At 69.4% G+C, this 18,919-nt stretch carries 14 protein-coding genes; 6 read left to right on the top strand and 8 right to left on the bottom strand.

Going from position 1 to position 18,919, the window contains the following annotated elements:
- Nucleotides 1-9 precede the first annotated feature (9 nt).
- From ACZ6DL_RS09615 to ACZ6DL_RS09600, 4 genes are all read right to left on the bottom strand, one after another.
- Entirely contained in the window at nt 10-1,842 is a 1,833-nt protein-coding gene (locus tag ACZ6DL_RS09615) for a phosphoenolpyruvate carboxykinase (GTP) (protein WP_466050124.1), read from the bottom strand.
- A gap of 217 nt (nt 1,843-2,059) precedes the next feature.
- The gene (locus ACZ6DL_RS09610) at nt 2,060-3,640 is read right to left on the bottom strand and encodes a hypothetical protein (protein WP_466050123.1); all 1,581 of its coding nucleotides are present in this window, start codon (nt 3,638-3,640) and stop codon (nt 2,060-2,062) included.
- Nucleotides 3,641-3,689: 49 nt separating this feature from the next.
- Nucleotides 3,690-4,823, bottom strand: a complete 1,134-nt coding sequence (locus tag ACZ6DL_RS09605) for a hypothetical protein (RefSeq protein WP_466050122.1) — start codon at nt 4,821-4,823, stop codon at nt 3,690-3,692.
- Between the two features lie 65 nt (nt 4,824-4,888).
- On the bottom strand, nt 4,889-5,671 hold the full coding sequence (locus tag ACZ6DL_RS09600) for an SDR family oxidoreductase (RefSeq protein ID WP_040871059.1): 783 nt from the start codon (nt 5,669-5,671) through the stop codon (nt 4,889-4,891).
- 151 nt (nt 5,672-5,822) lie between these two features.
- On the opposite strand from ACZ6DL_RS09600, the gene ACZ6DL_RS09595 reads away from it, so the two are divergent.
- From ACZ6DL_RS09595 to ACZ6DL_RS09580, 4 genes are read left to right on the top strand one after another with little or no spacing between them, the layout of a single operon-like run.
- A complete protein-coding gene (locus ACZ6DL_RS09595; protein ID WP_466050121.1) occupies nt 5,823-7,169 on the top strand; it encodes a lipase family protein in 1,347 nt (448 codons plus the stop codon).
- 59 nt (nt 7,170-7,228) lie between these two features.
- On the top strand, nt 7,229-8,041 hold the full coding sequence (gene trmB, locus ACZ6DL_RS09590) for a tRNA (guanosine(46)-N7)-methyltransferase TrmB (RefSeq protein ID WP_393232088.1): 813 nt from the start codon (nt 7,229-7,231) through the stop codon (nt 8,039-8,041).
- Nucleotides 8,038-8,766: an NYN domain-containing protein gene (locus ACZ6DL_RS09585; RefSeq protein ID WP_084499051.1), complete on the top strand. Its 729-nt coding sequence runs from the start codon at nt 8,038-8,040 to the stop codon at nt 8,764-8,766. Before trmB ends, ACZ6DL_RS09585 begins: the two co-directional genes overlap by 4 nt.
- Nucleotides 8,766-11,798 (top strand): MMPL family transporter, encoded by a 3,033-nt coding sequence (locus ACZ6DL_RS09580; RefSeq protein ID WP_466050120.1) that lies wholly within the window; start codon nt 8,766-8,768, stop codon nt 11,796-11,798. The genes ACZ6DL_RS09585 and ACZ6DL_RS09580 overlap by 1 nt, the downstream gene beginning before the upstream one ends.
- Nucleotides 11,799-12,016: 218 nt before the next feature.
- Here the strand turns inward: ACZ6DL_RS09580 and ACZ6DL_RS09575 are convergent, their stop codons facing one another.
- Complete coding sequence (locus ACZ6DL_RS09575) at nt 12,017-13,624, bottom strand: DUF2339 domain-containing protein (RefSeq protein ID WP_466050119.1); 1,608 nt, start codon at nt 13,622-13,624, stop codon at nt 12,017-12,019.
- Nucleotides 13,625-14,634: 1,010 nt separating this feature from the next.
- Nucleotides 14,635-15,087, bottom strand: coding sequence for a hypothetical protein (locus ACZ6DL_RS09570; RefSeq protein ID WP_466050118.1), 453 nt, complete (start codon nt 15,085-15,087; stop codon nt 14,635-14,637).
- Between the two features lie 341 nt (nt 15,088-15,428).
- Between ACZ6DL_RS09570 and ACZ6DL_RS09565 the strand changes: the two genes are divergently transcribed.
- Complete coding sequence (locus tag ACZ6DL_RS09565) at nt 15,429-16,619, top strand: helix-turn-helix domain-containing protein (protein WP_391461411.1); 1,191 nt, start codon at nt 15,429-15,431, stop codon at nt 16,617-16,619.
- Here ACZ6DL_RS09565 and ACZ6DL_RS09560 read toward each other — a convergent pair.
- Nucleotides 16,616-16,984, bottom strand: coding sequence for a MerR family transcriptional regulator (locus tag ACZ6DL_RS09560; protein ID WP_040871073.1), 369 nt, complete (start codon nt 16,982-16,984; stop codon nt 16,616-16,618). The genes ACZ6DL_RS09565 and ACZ6DL_RS09560 overlap by 4 nt on opposite strands.
- A gap of 65 nt (nt 16,985-17,049) precedes the next feature.
- Between ACZ6DL_RS09560 and ACZ6DL_RS09555 the strand changes: the two genes are divergently transcribed.
- Complete coding sequence (locus ACZ6DL_RS09555) at nt 17,050-18,162, top strand: alkene reductase (protein ID WP_466050117.1); 1,113 nt, start codon at nt 17,050-17,052, stop codon at nt 18,160-18,162.
- Between the two features lie 9 nt (nt 18,163-18,171).
- Here ACZ6DL_RS09555 and ACZ6DL_RS09550 read toward each other — a convergent pair whose 3' ends face one another.
- Nucleotides 18,172-18,807 (bottom strand): DUF1707 SHOCT-like domain-containing protein, encoded by a 636-nt coding sequence (locus ACZ6DL_RS09550; protein WP_466050497.1) that lies wholly within the window; start codon nt 18,805-18,807, stop codon nt 18,172-18,174.
- Between the last annotated feature and the right edge of the window lie 112 nt (nt 18,808-18,919).

Genomic DNA, 18,919 nt, shown 5'->3' with positions numbered 1-18,919 from the left:
GGTGGAGTGTCAGCCCAGACGCTCCTTGAGCGCCTCGAACTCGTCGCGCACGCCGGAAGGCAGCTTGTCACCGACGAACTCGAACCACTCTTCGATCAGCGGGATCTCCTTGCGCCACTCCTCGGCTTTCACCGCGAGCGCCTCGTCGACGTCCTTGGGGTCGACGTCCAGCCCGTCCAGGTCGAGCTGCGTGGCGGTCGGCACGTTACCGATCGCGGTCGCCTCGGCTTCGGCGGAACCTTCGATGCGGCCGACGATCCACTCCAGCACGCGAGAGTTCTCGCCGAAGCCGGGCCACAGGAAGCGGCCGTCGTCGCCGCGACGGAACCAGTTGACGTAGAAGATCTTCGGCAGCTTGGCGGCGTCGGCGTTCTTGCCGAGGTTGATCCAGTGGCCCAGGTAGTCGCCGACGTGGTAGCCCAGGAACGGCAGCATGGCCATCGGGTCGCGACGGACGGTGCCCACCTTGCCCTCGGCGGCCGCGGTCTGCTCGGAGGACAGCGTCGCGCCCATGAACACACCGTGCTGCCAGTCGAAGGACTCGGTGACCAGCGGAACGGTGGTCTTACGGCGGCCACCGAACAGGATCGCGGAGATCGGCACGCCCTGGGGGTCGTCCCACTCGGGCGCCAGGATCGGGCATTGCGCCATCGGCGTGCAGTAGCGGGAGTTCGGGTGGGCCGCCAGCGTCTCGGTCTCCCGCAGGTACCAGTCGTTGCCCTTCCAGTCGATCAGGTGATCGGGCTCGCCTTCCAGGCCCTCCCACCACACGTCGCCGTTGTCGGTCTGCGCGACGTTGGTGTAGACCGTGTTGCCCGCCTCCATGGTGGCCATGGCGTTCGGGTTCGAGCTGCGGTTGGTGCCCGGCGCGACGCCGAAGAAGCCGTACTCGGGGTTCACCGCGTAGAGGCGGCCGTCCTTGCCGAAGCGCATCCAGGCGATGTCGTCGCCCAGGGTCTCCGCGCGCCAGCCCGGCACGGTCGGCTGGATCATCGCGAGGTTGGTCTTGCCACAGGCGCTCGGGAACGCGGCGGCGATGTAGTACGCCTTGTTCTCCGGGGAGATCAGCTTGAGGATCAGCATGTGCTCGGCCAGCCAGCCCTCGTCGTGGGCCATCGCCGAGGCGATCCGCAGCGAGTAGCACTTCTTGCCGAGCAGCGCGTTGCCACCGTAACCGGAGCCGTAGCTCCAGATCTCCCGGTCCTCGGGGAAGTGGGTGATGTACTTGGTGTCGTTGCACGGCCACGGCACGTCGGCCTGGCCATCGGCCAGGGGCGCGCCCACGGAGTGCAGCGCCTTCACGAACGGACGGTCGGCGCCCAGCTTCTCCAGGGCGGCGGCGCCCATGCGGGTCATCACGCGCATCGACACCACGACGTACTCGGAGTCGGTGATCTCGACGCCGAGCTTCGGGTCCTCCGCGCCCAGCGGACCCATGCAGAACGGCACCACGTACATGGTGCGGCCCTTCATCGAGCCGCGGTACAGCTCGGTCATCGTGGCGCGCATCTCGGCGGGATCGACCCAGTTGTTGGTGGGGCCCGCGTCGGCTTCGGACTTCGAACAGATGAACGTGCGGGACTCCACCCGGGCCACGTCGGAGGGATCGGAGAGGGCGAGGAAGGAGTTCGGCTTCTTCTTCTCGTCCAGCCGCTTGAACGTCCCCGCTGCCACGAGCTGCTCGGTCAGCCGCTCCCATTCTTCGTCGGAGCCGTCCGCCCAGACCACACGATCCGGCTGGGTGAGTTCGGCGACTTCTTGTACCCAGGCGAGTAGTTCGCTGTGCTCGGTCGGCGCCTTGCCGTCGGATCCACGAAGACCAGGAATGGTCGCTGACGTCATGAAAACTCTCCTGAGATGGGCGGCTACTCGCTGCTTCGCCGCCTGGCCCTAGGCCCATGACCAGCGCGAATGCACCGAGCGCCACCGTTGGCGGGAAGGCGCCCGCTCCGACCGGTCGAACGCGCACCCAGGAGGGCGGCAGATCAGGACTTAGCGGACGCCCAAGTTCCTGAATAGAGGTTAACGCGATGTGACGGCCGGTACGGTATCGGGTTCCTCACTGTGTACCCAATCGGTCGTTCGTTTCAACAGGCGAGATCCATCGATCGAGGATCCCGACATCGCGCTCGCATGCGGCGAGCTGTCCCGGCTGTTCGGCCGCCATCCGGCGCAAGTCGGTCTCCAAGCGGGCCACCCGGCGATCCGTCTCGATCATTCGCGCGGTGCTTGCTCGGACCACGTGATCTGCCAAAACGGCTTCCGCTTCCACGAGCGCGGTCGCCACCCGCTGCTCGAGCTGGGCTTTTACGTTGACCAACGCGTCGGCGATCCATTGCCGGATGTGCGCTCGATCGGCCAGCTGCCTGCGGGCACGTACCACCCATGCCGCAGCGCCGCCGCCGAGCAGCAGCGTGACCGGCACACTCGCCACGTCCAGGGCCGGTACCAGCGAGAACGGAGCAACCAGCAAGCGACCCAGGCCGACACCGGCCGACGCGCCGAGCGCGACCATAAGGTGATCTTCGACACCTTTATGGCGGGGCTCGGGATCCGGGCCGACCCGAGGGGCCGGATCGCGCCTGCGCGTCGGCGCGTCGTTCGTGCGCTCGATCCGGGCGCTCAATTCGGCCAGTCGCAGGTCGATGACGTGGTCGAGCGCGCCGGTCATCTCGGTGACGGCCTGCTGCAACCGCGCGGGGTAATCGGCGAGTTCCGCGGGACGCAGCCGATCCAGTTCGGCGCGCACCGCGGTGTGCAACGCCCGGATGCTCGCACCGATCTCGGTCATCAGATCCACCCGGGCCAAGTGCAGCTGCCCGCGCAAGGTCGACATGGCGGTGGCGCGTCCACCGTCACGACCGGCCAGGAGGATGGCACGTTCCTCGCGCAGCCGCGCCGGTTCGGCGCCGGAGCGCAACGCCGCCACCTGCTCGGCCACCCGCTGACGGGTGTCGGCCAAGACCCGTGCGGTGACCGCGCCCCGCCGGTCACCGCCCGCGGCGGCCGCCGCGGTGAGTTGCGCGTGCAGCGCGCCCAGACCGGAGCGATCGAGCAGTCCGGTGTCGCCCGCGGTGCGCGCGGCGGCCGCGAGCCGGGCGGAGACCGGCACGATATCCAGCTCGGCGGAGCCCTGCGCGGCGAGCAATTCCAGGTTCCGCTCCCGCACCACGCGCCAGTCCTGATAGGCGTGGATGCCGTTCATGGCGAGCAGCAGACGGGTGCCGTCCGCGCGCAGCCGGGCGATCACCTCCAGCACGTCCACGCCGATGATGGAGCCCGCGTCGAGCAGGATCAACGCCACCGCGGGAGGGACCGCCCCGGCGGGTGCGGCGGTCTGCGCGCCCGCGTCGGCGCGCGGCTCCGACAGCGTGACACGGGGTTCGAATCGCGCGAGTTCGGTCCGCAACAACGTCGTGTTGACGTCGGCCGGACCGATCACCGTGACGGCCCCCGCGGCACCGGGCCCGTCCATCGCGCGCAGCAGCGCCATACCCTGCGGATTCCAACGCTCCACCACGGCCGCGAGCTCGGGGGTGAGCGCGCGGACGGGGTGCGCGGCGTCGCCGTCGGCGGGCAGGTCGACGCCGCCCCGGCCCGTCGTGCCCGCGCGGCCGATCGGGTCTCGATCGGCCCCCACGTGAGACGCCGGATCCGCCTCGGACGACGTACGCACCGGCTCCGGGGGCTCAGAGACCGGCACTGCTCATCCGTTCCCATAGTCGGACGTAGCCGTTGTGCACACGCAACGCGGCGCGGCGAGCGGGCGGGGGCATATCGCTGGTGACGACGGCGCGCCAGCGGCTCGCGCGGGCCAGCGCGTCGTCGGCGTCGGAGGGCGCGGGCGCCGCGTATCCCGCGGCCAGGTGGGCCACGTCGGGTCCGGCCAGGCCCGCGCAGAGCCCGAGCCAGAGGGCGTCGTCGCTGTAGAGATAGGACTCCAGCAGGTCGCGCGCGCGACCGCCCTCCTCCGGGACCGCGCGCGCGGCGAGGCGGGCCAGCTCATCGAGCAGTTCGCCGCCGCGCAGCGCGGACACCTGCTCGTAGCGGCGGTGCAACAACTGGTGCAGCGCGTCGATGCCGCTGGCCGCGTGCAGGATCTGCGACAGCTGCTGCGGAGCGAGGTCAGGATCGTGGCGCAGGGCGGCGCACGCGCAGGCCACGCCGTACAGGTCCCAGCGCTGCAACAGCTGTTCGCGCTCGGCGGCGTCCGGCCCGGCTGCGACGAACAGGTCCGGCGCGAGGATCAGGGCGGGGTCGGCTTCGGTGGCGAGCTTGCGCAGCAGGTCGACATCGGCCTCGGACAGCGCGCCCGCCCGGGTGCGCGTCGCCAGGGACGCGACCACCGGAACCACCGGGATCCGCAGTTCCCTGCCGTACTGCCGGGCCGCGGCCACCGCATCGCTCCAGCGGGAGCCGATCGCGTCGGCCTTGTTCAACACCGCGATCGTGCGCTGCGGCGGCAGCGTGGCCAGCACCCTGCGATCCGCGGGCGACGGTGCGGCCGACAACACGTAGACGACGATGTCGGCGTCGAGTTCCGGATCGGGCGCCCCGGGCCGGTCCACCGGATCGGTCTCCACCGCCGACATCAGCGCGAGCGCGTGCAGCACCGTGGTCCGCCCCGCGTGCGCGCGTCCGGCCACCTGGATGCGCGGCGGTTTGCGCCAAGCGCTGACGGCGGCCGCCGCGGCGTATCCGATCTGCGGATCGCGCCCCGTGCCGAAGCGCAGCTCGGCGAGCAGTTTGTCGAGCTGATCGTGAGCGGACGTGGGAACGCCGCGCTCCCGCAGCGGCCCATCGGAATCAGTGGCTGTCGACATGCCGCACACCCCCTTTACGGTGCGCAATTCTGTCAGAAGTCCGGTCGAGGGACAGGCTCGACCGCTCAGCTGCCACTGAAGTACTTGTTCGCGGTCCGCACCGCCCAGTTCGGCGCGTATTTCGCCACCGTCGCCAGCACTTTCGCCTGCGCGCCGATCTCGTAGTGCACCTTCGGCAGCCGGGCGCGCTTGCGGGTGGCCTCCCAGATCCCGGCGGCTACATCGTCTGCGGTCAGCCGCACACCCAGCGACTTCGTCGTCCCGGTCGTCACACCGTCCACCATGGCCGTGGCCACGAACATCGGCCAGATCGCGAGCACCCGGATGTCGTGGCGCTCCCATTCGAGGTCGAGCGCCTCGGTGAAACTCTTGACCGCCGCCTTGCTGGCACCGTAGCTCGCGAGTTCGGCTTGGCCGTAGATCGCCGACGCCGAGCAGAGGTTCACCACCTGGGCGCCCGGGGTGTCGCGAAGGTACTGGAACGCGCTGTGCGTTCCGGTGAGCACACCGGTCAGGTTGACCTCGATGATCGCCCGATGGGCTGCGAGGTCGATCGCCTCGAACGGTCCGGCGCGCAGAATGCCCGCGTTGTTGACCAAAATGTCCAGCCGCCCCGTCGCCGCGTGGAACTCCGCGAGCCGCTCCGCCCACTGCGTGGCGTTCGTCACATCCAGTACCCCGGTGTGCGCGGCGCCACCGGCGGCTGTGATATCACCGGAAAGCCTGGTCAGCCCGACTTCATCGAGGTCGTAAGCCCCGACCTGGTATCCCTGCGCAGCGAAAAGCAAGGCCGTGGCCCGGCCGATACCGGCCGCCGCGCCGGTGATGAATACTGTCGGTCTGCTCATGCCCGGGGAGTCTAGTGCCGGGAACGCCGTGTACTCCGGGGTTCCCAGACGCCCGCCGGTCACTTACCCTGCAGAAGTGGTCGGCACCATAACCGGTGCGCAGCTTCAACTTTCGCATGCGGCAACCGACCTCGACGATGAGGAGGTTGCGATGACCGCGAATGTCATCGGCGCTGTGGACCCGGAGCCCGCCGGTCCCGCGGACCGCAAGCCCTTGCTGCCCAGCGTGGACCCGTTCCATCGACCGCCGAAGGGGTTCGCGGCCAAGGCGCCCGGCACCATCCTGCGCAGCAGGAAGATCGACGTGGCACTGTTCGGAATTGTCCCGCAACAGGTCTCGGCCTGGCAGCTACTGTACCGCAGCTGTGATCTGCACGGGGCGGCGGAAGCGGCGATCACCACGGTCCTGCTGCCGCTGGACGCGGAACCGGACGAGGATCGCCCCCTGCTGGCCTTCCAGACCGCGATGGACGCCGTCACCGAGAAGTGCTCGCCCTCCTACGCCCTTCGCCACGGCGCGCGGGCGCTCGGATCGGTCACCCAGTTCGAATGGCTCCTGGTCGCGAACGCGCTGCGGCGCGGCTGGGCGGTGACCATCGCCGACCACGAGGGACCGCACGGGAACTTCGGCGCCCCGCGGGAGCCCGGCTACCGGGCGCTCGACGGCATCCGCGCCGCCCTGCGCTTCGGCCCGCTCGGCCTCGGCCCGCGGACCCGCGTCGCGGTGTGGGGCTACTCCGGCGGCGGCATGGCCAGCTCCTGGACGGTCGAGATGGCGCCGACCTACGCTCCGGAACTCGACATCGTCGGCGCGGTGCTCGGCGCCCCGGTCGGCGACCCGGGCCAGGTCTTCGACCGGCTCAACGGCACTCCCTACGCGGGCCTGCCCGCCATCGTCATCGCCGCCCTGCGCAGGCTGTATCCGGCGTTGAGCTCGCTGATCGATGACGAACTGAGCCCCGACGGCCACCGGTTCGTCGTCCGCGCGGAGAACGCGACACCGTTCGGGGCGATCCTCGGGCTCGCCAACAAGAAGGTGGACGACTTCCTCGACCGCCCGCTCGCCGAGGTACTCGACACCCCGCAGCTGCGGGCGATGTTCGACGACCTGCGGCTCGGCAACGCGACCCCCGCCTGCCCACTGCTGGTGGTGCAGCCCATCCACGATCAGATCATCCACATCGACGGTATCGACGGTCAGGTGGCGCGCTACCGCCGTGGCGGCGCCGCGGTGACCTACGTCCGCGACCGGCTCAGTGAGCACTTCTCGCTGCTGCCGCTGTCCACGCCGATCAGCCTGGACTGGCTGGCCGACCGGTTGGCCGGGCAGCCGGTGCGCGACGTGGGCGACACCACCGTGTGGTCGGTCGCGGCATCGCCCTCGGGCGTGCGTGGCCTGCTGGAGATGGCGGTGACCGCGGCCAAGGTCGCGCTGGGCAGGCCGCTGCGCCAGCAACAGCCCACGGTGACCAGAATCGCGCCCGCACGCGCCGCCTGACCTCCTGCTCAGCGGTCCGCACACAACCGCTTACCGCACCGATCGCAGGATGCTGGACAATGGACGCCGTGAACGACGCCGCGAACCATACTGCCGAGTCAGTTCCGGGCCCGCCGTCCACAGCTTCGGCTCCGGCCGAGGGCGGGCCCGGGCACAAGACCGGCTCCCGCCTGTACCCACGAGTCACCAGCTTCCGGTCGCGCAGGGGCGCGCTGACCGCGACCCAGCAGCAATCCTGGGACCGGATGTGGCCCTCGATCGGCCGCGAGGTCGCCGACGAGCCACTGGACGCGGCCGCCTGGTTCGGCCGCGACGCACCGCTGGTCATCGAGATCGGCTGCGGCACCGGCACCGCGACGGCCGCCATGGCGCAGGCCGAACCGCACCTGAACCTGATCGGCATCGAGGTCTACCAGCCCGGGCTCGCGCAGCTGGTGCAGCGCATCGAGCGCGAAGGGATCGAGAACATCCGCCTGCTGCGCGGAGACGCGGTCGACGTGCTGGAGAACATGATTGCTGCCGAGTCGCTAACCGGCGTCCGAGTGTTCTTCCCCGACCCGTGGCCGAAGGCTCGCCACCACAAGCGACGGCTGCTGCAACCCGCGACGGTCGCGTTGATCGCCAGCCGCCTGAAGCCGGGAGGCGTGCTGCACGTCGCCACCGACCATGCGGACTACGCCGAGCACATCCACACCGTCGGTATGGCAGAGCCCCTGCTCGAGGGCCTGAACGAGGCCACGGGCGGGGTCAGCGAGGAGCATCGCGGCACGGCGCCGATCGGTTTCGAGCGTCCCGTCACGAAATTCGAAGGCAAGGCACATCGCGCCGGTAGCGCCATCACCGAGCTCATATGGGGGAAGATCGACCGATGAGCGTCAGTGAAATGGCCCACGAAGTGGTCGATGTTGCCGGGGAGGTGCACGGGGGCGGAGCGGAAGGTCTGGGCGGCTCGACGCCGGACGTGCGCCGCGTCCTGTTGGTCTGGGACGCCCCGAATCTCGACATGGGCCTCGGCGCCATTCTCGGCGGTCGCCCCACCGCCGCCTACCGCCCGCGGTTCGACGCGCTCGGCCGCTGGCTGCTGGCCAGGACCGCCGAACTGTCGGTGGGCGCGGTGCACCGCGTGGAACCCGAGGCCACCGTCTTCACCAACATCGCGCCGGGCACCGCCGACGTCGTGCGCCCGTGGGTGGAGGCGCTGCGCAACGTCGGCTACGCGGTCTTCGCCAAACCCAAGATCGACGACGACTCCGATGTCGACGCCGACATGCTGGCGCACATCGCCCTACGCAGTCGCGGCGCGGGCCTGGCGGGCATCATGGTCGCCTCGGCCGACGGCCAGGCGTTCCGCGAACCGCTGGAGGAACTCGCCGCCAAGGGAGTGCCGGTCCAGGTGCTCGGCTTCCGCGAGCACGCGAGTTGGGCCGTCACATCCGATACTCTCGAATTCATCGACCTCGAGGACATTCCGGGCGTGTTCCGTGAACCGCTGCCCCGGGTGAGCCTCGACTCGCTGCCCGACGAGGGTGCCTGGCTGCAGCCGTTCCGGCCGCTGTCGGCACTGCTCACCTCTCGCCCCGCCCAAGGAGTCGCTTAGTGTTCACACGCTGGGGCGATCTGGTATACCGGCTGCGTTTCGCCGTCATCGGCGTCGTCGTGGCCGGTCTTCTGGCTCTCGGTGGCTATGGCCTCGGGTTGGAGGACCACCTCAGCTCCAGCGGGTGGGATGATCCGACCTCGGAGTCGGCGCGCGCGGCGCGGATCAAAGACGGGGCCTTCGCACGGAATCACGACTCCGACGTCATCGTGTTGTACACCGCGCCGGATGGCAAGACCATCGACGATCCGGAGTTCAGCGGCAAGATCATCGAGAATCTCGCCGCTCTGCCCCGCGAGCATCCGGACGAGATCACCAAGATCAACGGGATGTACTGGCGGAACGACGCGAACATTCCGACTCAGGCCAGCATTTTCGGGTCGAAGGACAAGAAGTACGCCTTCGCCTCCATCGCCATCAGGGGCGATAACGACACCGATATGGTGCGCAACTACCGCAAGGTGAAGAACGTCTTCTTCATCCCCGGCGTCGACGTCCAGGTGACCGGGTTGCAGGCCGTCGCGGGAACATTGAACGACACCATGGCCGACGATCAGAAGCGCATGGAGATTCTCGCCATTCCGGCCGTGGCCCTCCTGCTCTTCTTCATCTTCGGCGGAATCGTCGCCGCCGCACTGCCACTGGTCGTCGGTGGCCTCACCGTGGTGGGCGCCTGGGGGATCGTCCGCTTCATCACCGAGTTCACCGAGGTGAATTCGTTCGTCTCGCCGGTCGTCTCGATGATCGGCCTCGGTCTTGCCATCGACTACGGCCTGTTCATCGTGAGCCGATTCCGCGAGGAACTCGCCGAGGGTTACAGCACCAAGGCAGCTGTCCGCAGATCGGTGATGACCGCGGGCCGCACCGTGGTGTTCTCCGCCACGATGATCGTCGCCAGCCTCGGCGGCATGCTGCTGTTTCCCCAGGGCTTCCTGAAATCGGTCGCCTACGGCGCCATCGCGACGGTCACCTTGGCGGCACTGACCTCGATCACCGTATTGCCCGCGATGCTGGCGGTGCTCGGCAAGCGCGTCGACATGCTGGGCCTCAAGCGGTTCCGCAAGACGAAGACCGCCGACGAGGTGGAGGGCGGCTTCTGGGGGCAGTCGACCCGCTGGGTGATGAAGCATCCGCTCAAGATCGCGATTCCACTCTGCATCGTCTTGCTGCTGCTGATCATTCCGGTCAAGAACCTGACTTTCGGCGGCATCAACGAGCGGTATCTGCCGCCGGACAATTCGACCCGGCTGGCGCAGAAGCAGTTCGACACGATCTTCCCGCTGCGCAAGTCGGATCCAATCGAACTGGTCTTCGTCGTCGACGATCCCAGCCTCGCTCCCCAGGTGGGCAAGGTGGTGAAGGAGGCGAGCAAAGCGCCCGGGTTGGCCGGCGAATTCGCTTACCCGCCGAGCACGGCTCCCAACGACAAGACCATTTACAACACGTCCGTCACGTTGACCAATTCGGAAGACGCCGATCCGACCATCGAGTATCTGCGCTCGCTGGAATTGCCTGACGGTGTCACCCTGCTCGTCGGCGGTCAGCCGACGATCCAGAAGGACAGCATCGACGCCCTGCTGGGCCGGATGCCCCTGATGATCGCGCTGGTCCTGTTCGTGACGACCCTGCTGATGTTCCTGACCTTCGGGTCGCTGGTGCTGCCGATCAAGGCCGCGCTGATGAGCGCCCTCGGTCTCGGGTCCACACTCGGCATCCTCACCTGGATCTTCATCGATGGCCACGGCGCGGGCCTGTTGAACTTCACTCCGCAGCCGATCATGTCGCCGGTGCTGGTGCTGATCATCGCGATCATCTACGGTCTGTCGACCGACTACGAAGTCTTCCTGATGTCGCGCATGGTCGAGGCGCGTGCCCAGGGCGCGAGCACCACCGAGGCCGTGCGGATCGGCACCGCGCAGACCGGCCGGATCATCACCGCCGCCGCGCTGATCCTGCTCGTCGTCACCGGCGCGTTCGCCTTCTCCGACCTGGTGATGATGCAGTACATCGCCTACGGCATGATCGCCGCGCTGTTCATCGACGCGACCGTGCTGCGCATGCTGCTCGTCCCGGCGACCATGAAGCTCCTCGGTGACGACTGCTGGTGGGCGCCGGCCTGGATGAAGAAGGTGCAGGAGAAGGTCGGGCTCGGTGAGCCGATCCTCGACGACGAGCGAGTCGGCGGTGACGATCTCGTCGACCTGGTCAAGACCACGCCGATCACCGACCCGGTGACCATGCAGATTCCAGCGGTCGCCGACGCCAACAAGGTGCCGCGCAGGCGTAAGCCGCGTACGGTCGCCGAGATCGAGGCAGAAGCACCCACCAGGCGGCTGGACCGGGTTCCGCCGTCGCCGTCGCCGCAGGCGACGCCCGCGCCGCCGCCGCTCGATCCGAGCAGGCAGCGACCGGAACCGCCGCGCAATGCCACCCCTCCGCAGGGTGAGCCGATTCGCCCGCGGCGGATCTCGCAGCCGCCGAACCCTCCGCGCTCGACACCGGACCGGACGGAGCAGCGGCCACCGGCGCCGCCCGCGAACCCGCAAGGCCTCGCAGCGCCGCGACCGATTCCGCCCACGGCTCTGCCGCAGGACCAGAACGCGCCGCACGCCGGTGTGCCGTCGGTCGTTTTCCCCGAGCACAGCCCGCGACCCGTCGTGGCCTCGGTCACCCCGCCCGCACCGCGCCCGACCGCCGCACCGGAACCCCTTCCGCTGTCCGGCATCTCGCAAGACCCGACCCTCGACCTCGCGCAGCAGCCCGGCGCCCCTCGTGCGGCACGGCACCTGCCGCCCGACGCCCCTGGCGCTTTCGACGGCCCCGCTCACCGCGCACCCGAGCCCGAGCCCGAAGCGCCCGCGGAGCCGTACAACGGACCGGACACCACCAACCGCAGCAGTATCGAGAGCTGGATGGCCGAACTCCGCTCTTCCCGCCGCCACGTCGGCAGGCCCGAGGAGGGCCGCCACCACGGCGGCGACGGCCGCACGGTGAGCGTGAACGAACTACTGCGCCGCCGCGACCGCGAGTGAGCGGGTAGGCATCGCAAACGGAAACGCCGCCGCGCCCTGGCCGGGTAGTTCGCCCGGAAAGAACGCAGCGGCCTTACCAGTCCGTGTTTACGGACGCGCTGTGTAGTACCACCATCCCGGCTTGCCATCCGGAATGTACGGTTCGCATCCGGTGTCGACCGTTGCGCGTTCGTTGATCATCGCGATTCGCGGCAGCAGGGCTGCGCACCGGAGGTGGCTCAGTCGACGGGCGTTTCCTCGGGGTTGACGGTTTTCGCATCGGCGAAAGCGCGGGCGTAGCGCGTTCCGGCCAGGAGCAGCAGGATGCCGACGACCAGGAAGGCGGCGACGCGGACCAGGCCGTCCAGGGTGGCCAGGTCGAAGAGGAAGAGTTTGGCCAGTGCGGCTGCCGTGACCAACAGTCCTGAGCCCAGGGCGAGTTTGGCTACGGCGGGTGCGGTGGCGAGCCTGCGCAAGCCGAACAGGAGGGCGGCGGTCGCGGCTGCCATCCAGAGGATGGTCGCGGCGCTGTGGCCGACGAGGAAGCCGTTCGGCGTCCGGGTGGCGACGCCGATGGAGACCGTCGTCGCGGTGACGGCGTACAGGCCGGCGACGCTGGCGGTGATCCATTGCCACTCGGTGCCCGCGGCCGGGCCGGGCGCCCGCCGCGCGCACCACAGGGCCACCGCGACCACGCCCAGGGCTAGTACCGCGCCGAGCACCGTCGCCATGCCCAGCTCCGCTTCCGAACGATGCTGTGCGGCGAGGATTTCCGGGCTCGCGACATTCAGCAGTGCGAAGCCGCCGAGCACCGCGAACGCCGTGCCGAGACCCGCCGCCGGACGTGATCTCCGCTGGCCGGCTACGCCCAGAAAGGTCAGCGCCACCAGGAGCAGCGCCGTGGGGAGCGTTCGCGGCCCGGTCGCACCGACGCACGCCTCGAGCAAGGCGATCGAGCCCGCGACAGCGGCCACGAGCGCGGTGTGTCCCGGAATCCGCAGGTAGGCGTTGAGTTTCGGCACCATTGTCACCGCCGCGACGAGCAGAAGCACTGCGGCGGCGATCGAGGCCACCGATGCCGTGACGAACCGTTCCTCGAACATCCCCGGAGCCACCAGGATCGGCGCGAGCGCCGCCGCCATCGTCAGCGAGGCGGTGACATCGGCGGCCCGATGCCGGACGACGACGAGCGTCCCGCCGACCCCGACCAGCGCGACCGCCACCGCGGCGACGAGCACCCAGGTGCGCTCTTCGGCCGCGGGCGTACCGAGGATCGCCCCCGCGACGAACGTGAACGTCGCCAATACAGCCGGCAAAGTCCGTGCCACGTGCAGATACGGCCAGTTCCGCGTCAATTGCACCGGCACGCAGGCCAGTTGCAACACGATCAAGAACGCGAGCAGGACCAGCCGCGTGGTCAGAACCGGGGACAGCGCCGCCGCGGCGAGCACCACCAGCACAGCGAAAGGCTGCGAACGCCACTGCATCGCCAGCCCGACGCCCGCGGCGGCGACACCGAAGGCGACGGCGAGCCCGAGCACCGGATGCAGCCAGTGGTAGACGGCGGTCAGGGCGACGACATCGAGGTAAGCACCCGCGATACCGGTGGCCGCCAACGCGATACCGCCGACCCGCCCGCCGGACCGCCCGAAGACGCGCACGCCGGTACCCACCAGCGCGGCCGAGAAAGCCGCTCCGGCGACAACCCTCGGCACCGGCCCGAAGAACCCCGCCTGCGCGGCCAATACCAGCAGCATCGCGACGCCGATCAGCGTCACCGCGACACCGGCCAGCGCGAGGATCCGGCTGATCACCCCGTCGCGCTGCCACCACGGGGTGTGCGGCACCGGCGGCTTCGCGCGCGGTGGGACAGGCGGCCGAGGCGGCATCGGACCGTGTGCGTTCGGCGGCCACGGAGCAGCACCCCACGCGCCACCGGGCGGCGGAGTGAAACGCGGAGCGTAGGGGGGCTGCGGAGGGGGAACCGGCATACCGGTCGTCGGCGAATGGCCCGGCCACGGCGGCGTCCCGAATGGCACTGCGCCGGACGGAGCGCGCTCCGGTCCCGGGAACCCACCACCGGCGGGCGTATGAGCCGTACCGGACGACGGGCCCGCATCGGCTGCCGTGTGACCGGGCACGGCGGACGCCTGGTCATCCGTCCCGGCCGGTATGGAACTTCTTGGAACCGGAGCACTCGCGTCGTCGGCCGTCCGACCGCGGGCTCCCCCTGCCGCGGATCCACCGGGCGCGTCAGCCGTCCACTTGCGAGCGTCTCCGGTCACGCGCACACCCCGCGAGTCGGCCGACAACCCGTCCACTGGCATTACCGGCGAATCCCCCACCGACCCACCGGCGTCTCCGGCCACGGCCCCACCCGGCGCGTCAGCAGTCGACCGCCGCGCTCCCCTTTCCCCGTGCGCACCGGGCGCGTCGGCTGACCACCCGGGCGTCCCCCCGGCCACGGACTCACCCCGCGTACCGGCCGTCCACCCGCGAGCGTCTCCGGTCACGGACGTACCCGACGTGTCAGCCGCAGACCCGCGAGCCTCTCCGGCGACGAGACCGCCCGGCGTATCGGATCGGCCGGTATCCCCCCGAACGCCGCCCGTATCCGCGGCGACCTGCTCGTGCAGCAGACGCAGATCCTGGCCGAGCACGCCCAGCTGCGTCCCCAACGTGGTGAACTCGCCGGAGAGCCGCGCGAGCAGCGCCGGATCGATGGAGGTAGTCATGACTCTCATGCTGATTTCCGCGACGTGCGCGGGCATGAGTAGTTACCCCTGGTAGACAGCCGGGTTCTACCCGACCGGCCCGCACCCGGGGCTGTCGGATACGGACCGGTCACGCCAGGTGGTCAGTAGGCGCGCGAGCCGATGGCCTCGTGCACGGCATCGATCACCGCGGCGCGCGGTGGCATGCGCAGGACGCCCGGCGCCGGTTCGCCCGCCCAGTGCCAGCCGAGGGCCGTGTCGGAGCTGGGCAGCAGGATGATGCGACCGCCAGGGACCACGGTGACGCCGTGACCGGCGAGGCAGCGGCGAACCGGGACTTCGACCGGCCGAGCTGGGCTCGGGGGCGTGACGAGGAAGGTCCAGGTGCGTTCGCCGGGGTCGGCGATCACGGGCGCGGTGTGGTTGCGGTCCAACTGGGCCAGCGCTTTCCGGCCCAGTTCCGGCGGCATGACGATCGCCCCGATGATGGATCCGGTGGTGATGATCGGGCGTCCGGCCAGAAGCTGGACCGGCAGCCCGTAGGTATGCCGCAGCAGATGCGCGACCTCATGCGGAGTGTGACAGCTCTCGAACATCGCCCTACTCCGCATCACAGAAGCCGAATTCGGTCATAACGGTGGACTTTCGAGATAGCAACCCGCGCTGGTCGCGCATCCCTGTGCTGGGATTCGCGGGAAGAGCGCTGCGCACCGGTCGGGTGGTCTGTGCACCAGGCCACGGCGCGGGATCGGCGCGCCCGGCCTGCACGGTGGTATTCGGCATGGTTTTCATCGCCGCCGCCCTTTGCAGTCAAAGTTGCAGAAAGGCAACGGTATTCCAACCAGCGGCGAACGAGTCGTACGCAATGTCCCACTTCGGTAGTCCCAGATAACATAGCGTCGTACTCTGAAACCCAGATTTAACAAAGGACTTGGGTATGGACGAATCGTCGATCGGAGTTCGGATCCGCCAGTTCCGCGGCAAGGCGCTCACCCAGCGTCAACTCGCCGACCAGGCGGGAGTCAGCGTGGATCTGGTGCGCAAGCTCGAGCAGGGCGGCCGCCAGACCGCCTCCATCGCCAGCTTGCAGAAGATAGCGCGTGCCCTGGACGTGGATATCGCCGATCTGATCGGCAAGCGCCAAGGTGTGCCGTCTACCGATCCGGACGCGGGCATCGTGGCGATCCGCCGCGCCTTGACACCGGTCGACGACCTGCTCGGCGAGACCAAGGAGGAGGCGGCGGTCAGCCTCGACGACGGCCGTCGGGCGGTCGACTACGCCTGGGGCGCCTACTGGTCGGGCCGCTACGAACTGCTGACCTCGATCCTCCCGCCCGGATTGACCCAGCTCCGCGCCACCGTGCACGCCGCGCGCAACGGTTCGGTCGCGCCTGCCAACGAATTGCTGGCCCGGATGTACTGGGTGACCGGCTGCACGCTGGTACATCTCGGCCAAACCGATCCGGCGTTCCTGGCGATCCGGCAGGCGCTCACCGCCGCCGAGCTGGGCAACGACCCCCTGCTGCTGGCCACCATCCGCGGTTCGGTGGCCTGGCAGTTGCTGGTGCAGGGCCGCTACGACGAATCGCGCGGCGTCGCGCTCAACGCGGCCGCGACCCTCGAGCCCTCCGGCGACGTCACGCCGACGCACCTGTCCGCCTACGGCTCGCTGGTGTTGCAGGGCGCGACCGCCGCGGGCCGGGCGCAGGATGTGCAAGACGCGTTGTCCCTGGTCGAGGCCGCGAGCGAAGTCGCCATGCGGATCGGCGTGGACCGGCAGGACTACGAGACCTATTTCGGCCCCTCACAGGTCGTCATGCAGACGGTCGATGTCAACGTCTCCTCCGAGCGCTACCCGGAGGCACTGGCCGCGGCCAAGAACATGCCTGTCAACGGCAGCCTCCCGCAGGCGTCGCGGGCCCGGCACCTCGCCGACACGGCGGTCGCGCTGACGCGCACCGGGCAGCACCGGCGCGCGCTGGACGCCTTGCTCACCGCGGAACGGGTGGGCGGCGCGGACTGGCTGAAATACCAGACCCTGCCGCGTCATATCGTGTCCGAACTGCTCGACCACGACCGGAAAGTGCCGCTGCGCGCGTTCGCCCGCCGGGTCGGGGTCAACACCTAGGTCGCCGCCCGTTCACCGGCCCGTTCGATCACCTCGTCCAGCACCTCGCGCGAGCGCACGAGATCGTTGATGGTGCGGGTGATCCGCTCCCGCTCCGTCCGCAGCTCGTCGACCAGCGCGGGCGTGGCGTACTCGTTGGGACCGCCGTCCGCGTCGCGCATGCAGGGCAGGATCCGCGAGATCTTCTTGCTGGTGAGTCCGGCCGCGAGCAGCTCCTGAATGTGGATTACCCGGTCCACCGCCCGCTCCGGATAGTCGCGATGACCGCCGGGTGTGCGATCGGAGGCCAGCATGCCTTGCTGCTCGTAGTAGCGCAGCGACCGCTCACTCACGCCGGTCCGCTCCGCGAGTTCCCCGATTCGCATCCGCCACCTGCCTTTTCCCGTTCCGGCTTGAATCTCACATCGGTGTCAAGTTTTACCGTACTACCATGACGAACACAGCGGCTCCCGCCCTCTTCCAGCCCGCGGCCATCGGCTCCCTCGCACTGCCGAACCGCCTCGTGATGGCACCGATGACCCGCAACCGCGCCGCGTCCGACGGCACGCCGTCCCCGCTCATGGCGACCTACTACGCACAACGCGCGAGCGCGGGCTTGATCATCGCCGAGGCGACCACGCCGAACCGGGTCGGGCAGACCTACGCCGACATCCCCGGGATCTATACCGAACGACACATCGCGGGCTGGCGCGCGGTGACCGGCGCTGTCGCGGCCGCGGGCGGGCGCATGTTCCTGCAACTACAGCACGGCGGCCGCGTCGGTCACCCGGACAACAGCGGGCTGTCGCCGATCGCGCCCTCGCCGATCGCGCTGCCCGAACCGATTCACACACCCAGCGGCGCGCAAGACGCAGTTGTCCCGCTGGAGATGTCCACCGCCGACATCGAAACCACCATCGCCGATTTCGTGTCCGCCGCCCGCAACGCCATCGCGGCCGGATTCGCGGGGGTCGAGATGCACAGCGCGAACGGTTATCTGCTGCACCAATTCCTGGCGCAGAACACCAATCAGCGCACCGACTCCTACGGCGGGTCGGTGGCCAACCGCATCCGTTTCACCCGTGAAGTGGTCGAAGCGGTCGCGGACGCGATCGGCGCCGAGCGCGTAGGTGTGCGAATCTCTCCCGGAGTCTCGGTCAACGGCATCGACGAGGGCGACACCGACGATATCTATCCCGCGTTGGTCTCGGCACTGGCGGAAAGCGGCCTCGCCTACTTGCATTACGTCTTCGCCGACCCCGATCAGCCGCTGTTCCAGCGGATTCGTTCGCTGTGGGCGGGCATCTTGATCGCCAACCCGAACCTGGGCTGGGGCGTTCCCCTGCCCGAGGACGGCGGCGGGCAAGCCGCGCGGCGCCTGCTCGCCGGCGGCGCCGACCTGATCTCCCTGGGCCGTTCCTTCCTGGCCAACCCCGACCTGGTCGAGCGATTCCGCGCGGGAGCGCCGCTGAACCCGGTCCGCGACGCGCACCTCATGTACGTGGGCGGCGCGGAGGGCTATACCGACTACCCGACGCTGGCCATGGCGCCCGCGACCCACTGACCCGGCCGCTCAGCGACCCATCAACCGCCGCCACTGCGCGATGAACGGATGCTTCGCGGTGACCGATCCGAATCGCAGTTTGCCGTGCACCACCAGGTGCAGCGGGCCGATCGGTGGGCCGGTGCGGACCTTGTTGTTCACGCTGGACCCGATCAGCTCCAGACCGTTCAGGTCGACGGTGGCCTCCGCGGGCACGATCAGGGTGATCGAGCCGAAGAAGTCGTCGACACGCAGTTCGACCACCTGGGTCGACATGATCGCGGCGGTGAAGTCCAAGGTGACCCCGGACAGCCAGTTGTTCAGATGCAGCGTGGGCGGCACCTGCCACGAGCCGCGGCGGTTCACCCCGGACAACCGCGAACGGATCACGTTGCCCGTGGCATTCGAGCCGGGGGCCTGCCTGGCGAACGCGGGCGAGGTGTTCACGAACGTCGACGGCGCCGCGGCGGGCTGCCCGACCAGGCGCACACCGGGCAGATCGATGAGGACGGCGTTCAACTCGCCGCGCGTCCTGGCGGCCAGAGCCGTGTCCATCCGCTCGGTGAACTCGCCGAGCGAGAGCATGCCGAGGCCCACGGCGCGCTGCAACAGTTGACCGACGTGTTCCCGCTCGGCGTCCGACACGCGCAGTTCCCGGTCGCCCACCGCGCCGCCGGAGCCGACCGCCTTCGATACCGATTCGGGCCCACCCATGTGATCGAGGTTACCGAGCGCGCGGCCACCTCCGCATCAGGGCGATCCCTGATTCGGGGGAGCG

This window comes from Nocardia sp. NPDC041819 (assembly GCF_055590505.1).
Note: the sequence above shows the minus strand (reverse complement) of the source record. Positions and strands in the feature narration are given on the sequence as shown.

Coding starts and splice junctions, on each gene's coding strand:
- ACZ6DL_RS09615 (WP_466050124.1), bottom strand. CDS start 1,842: ATGACGTCAGCGACCATTCCTGGTCTTCGTGGATCCGACGGCAAGGCG.
- ACZ6DL_RS09605 (WP_466050122.1), bottom strand. CDS start 4,823: ATGTCGACAGCCACTGATTCCGATGGGCCGCTGCGGGAGCGCGGCGTT.
- ACZ6DL_RS09600 (WP_040871059.1), bottom strand. CDS start 5,671: ATGAGCAGACCGACAGTATTCATCACCGGCGCGGCGGCCGGTATCGGC.
- ACZ6DL_RS09595 (WP_466050121.1), top strand. CDS start 5,823: ATGACCGCGAATGTCATCGGCGCTGTGGACCCGGAGCCCGCCGGTCCC.
- trmB (WP_393232088.1), top strand. CDS start 7,229: ATGGACGCCGTGAACGACGCCGCGAACCATACTGCCGAGTCAGTTCCG.
- ACZ6DL_RS09585 (WP_084499051.1), top strand. CDS start 8,038: ATGAGCGTCAGTGAAATGGCCCACGAAGTGGTCGATGTTGCCGGGGAG.
- ACZ6DL_RS09570 (WP_466050118.1), bottom strand. CDS start 15,087: ATGTTCGAGAGCTGTCACACTCCGCATGAGGTCGCGCATCTGCTGCGG.
- ACZ6DL_RS09565 (WP_391461411.1), top strand. CDS start 15,429: ATGGACGAATCGTCGATCGGAGTTCGGATCCGCCAGTTCCGCGGCAAG.
- ACZ6DL_RS09560 (WP_040871073.1), bottom strand. CDS start 16,984: ATGCGAATCGGGGAACTCGCGGAGCGGACCGGCGTGAGTGAGCGGTCG.
- ACZ6DL_RS09555 (WP_466050117.1), top strand. CDS start 17,050: ATGACGAACACAGCGGCTCCCGCCCTCTTCCAGCCCGCGGCCATCGGC.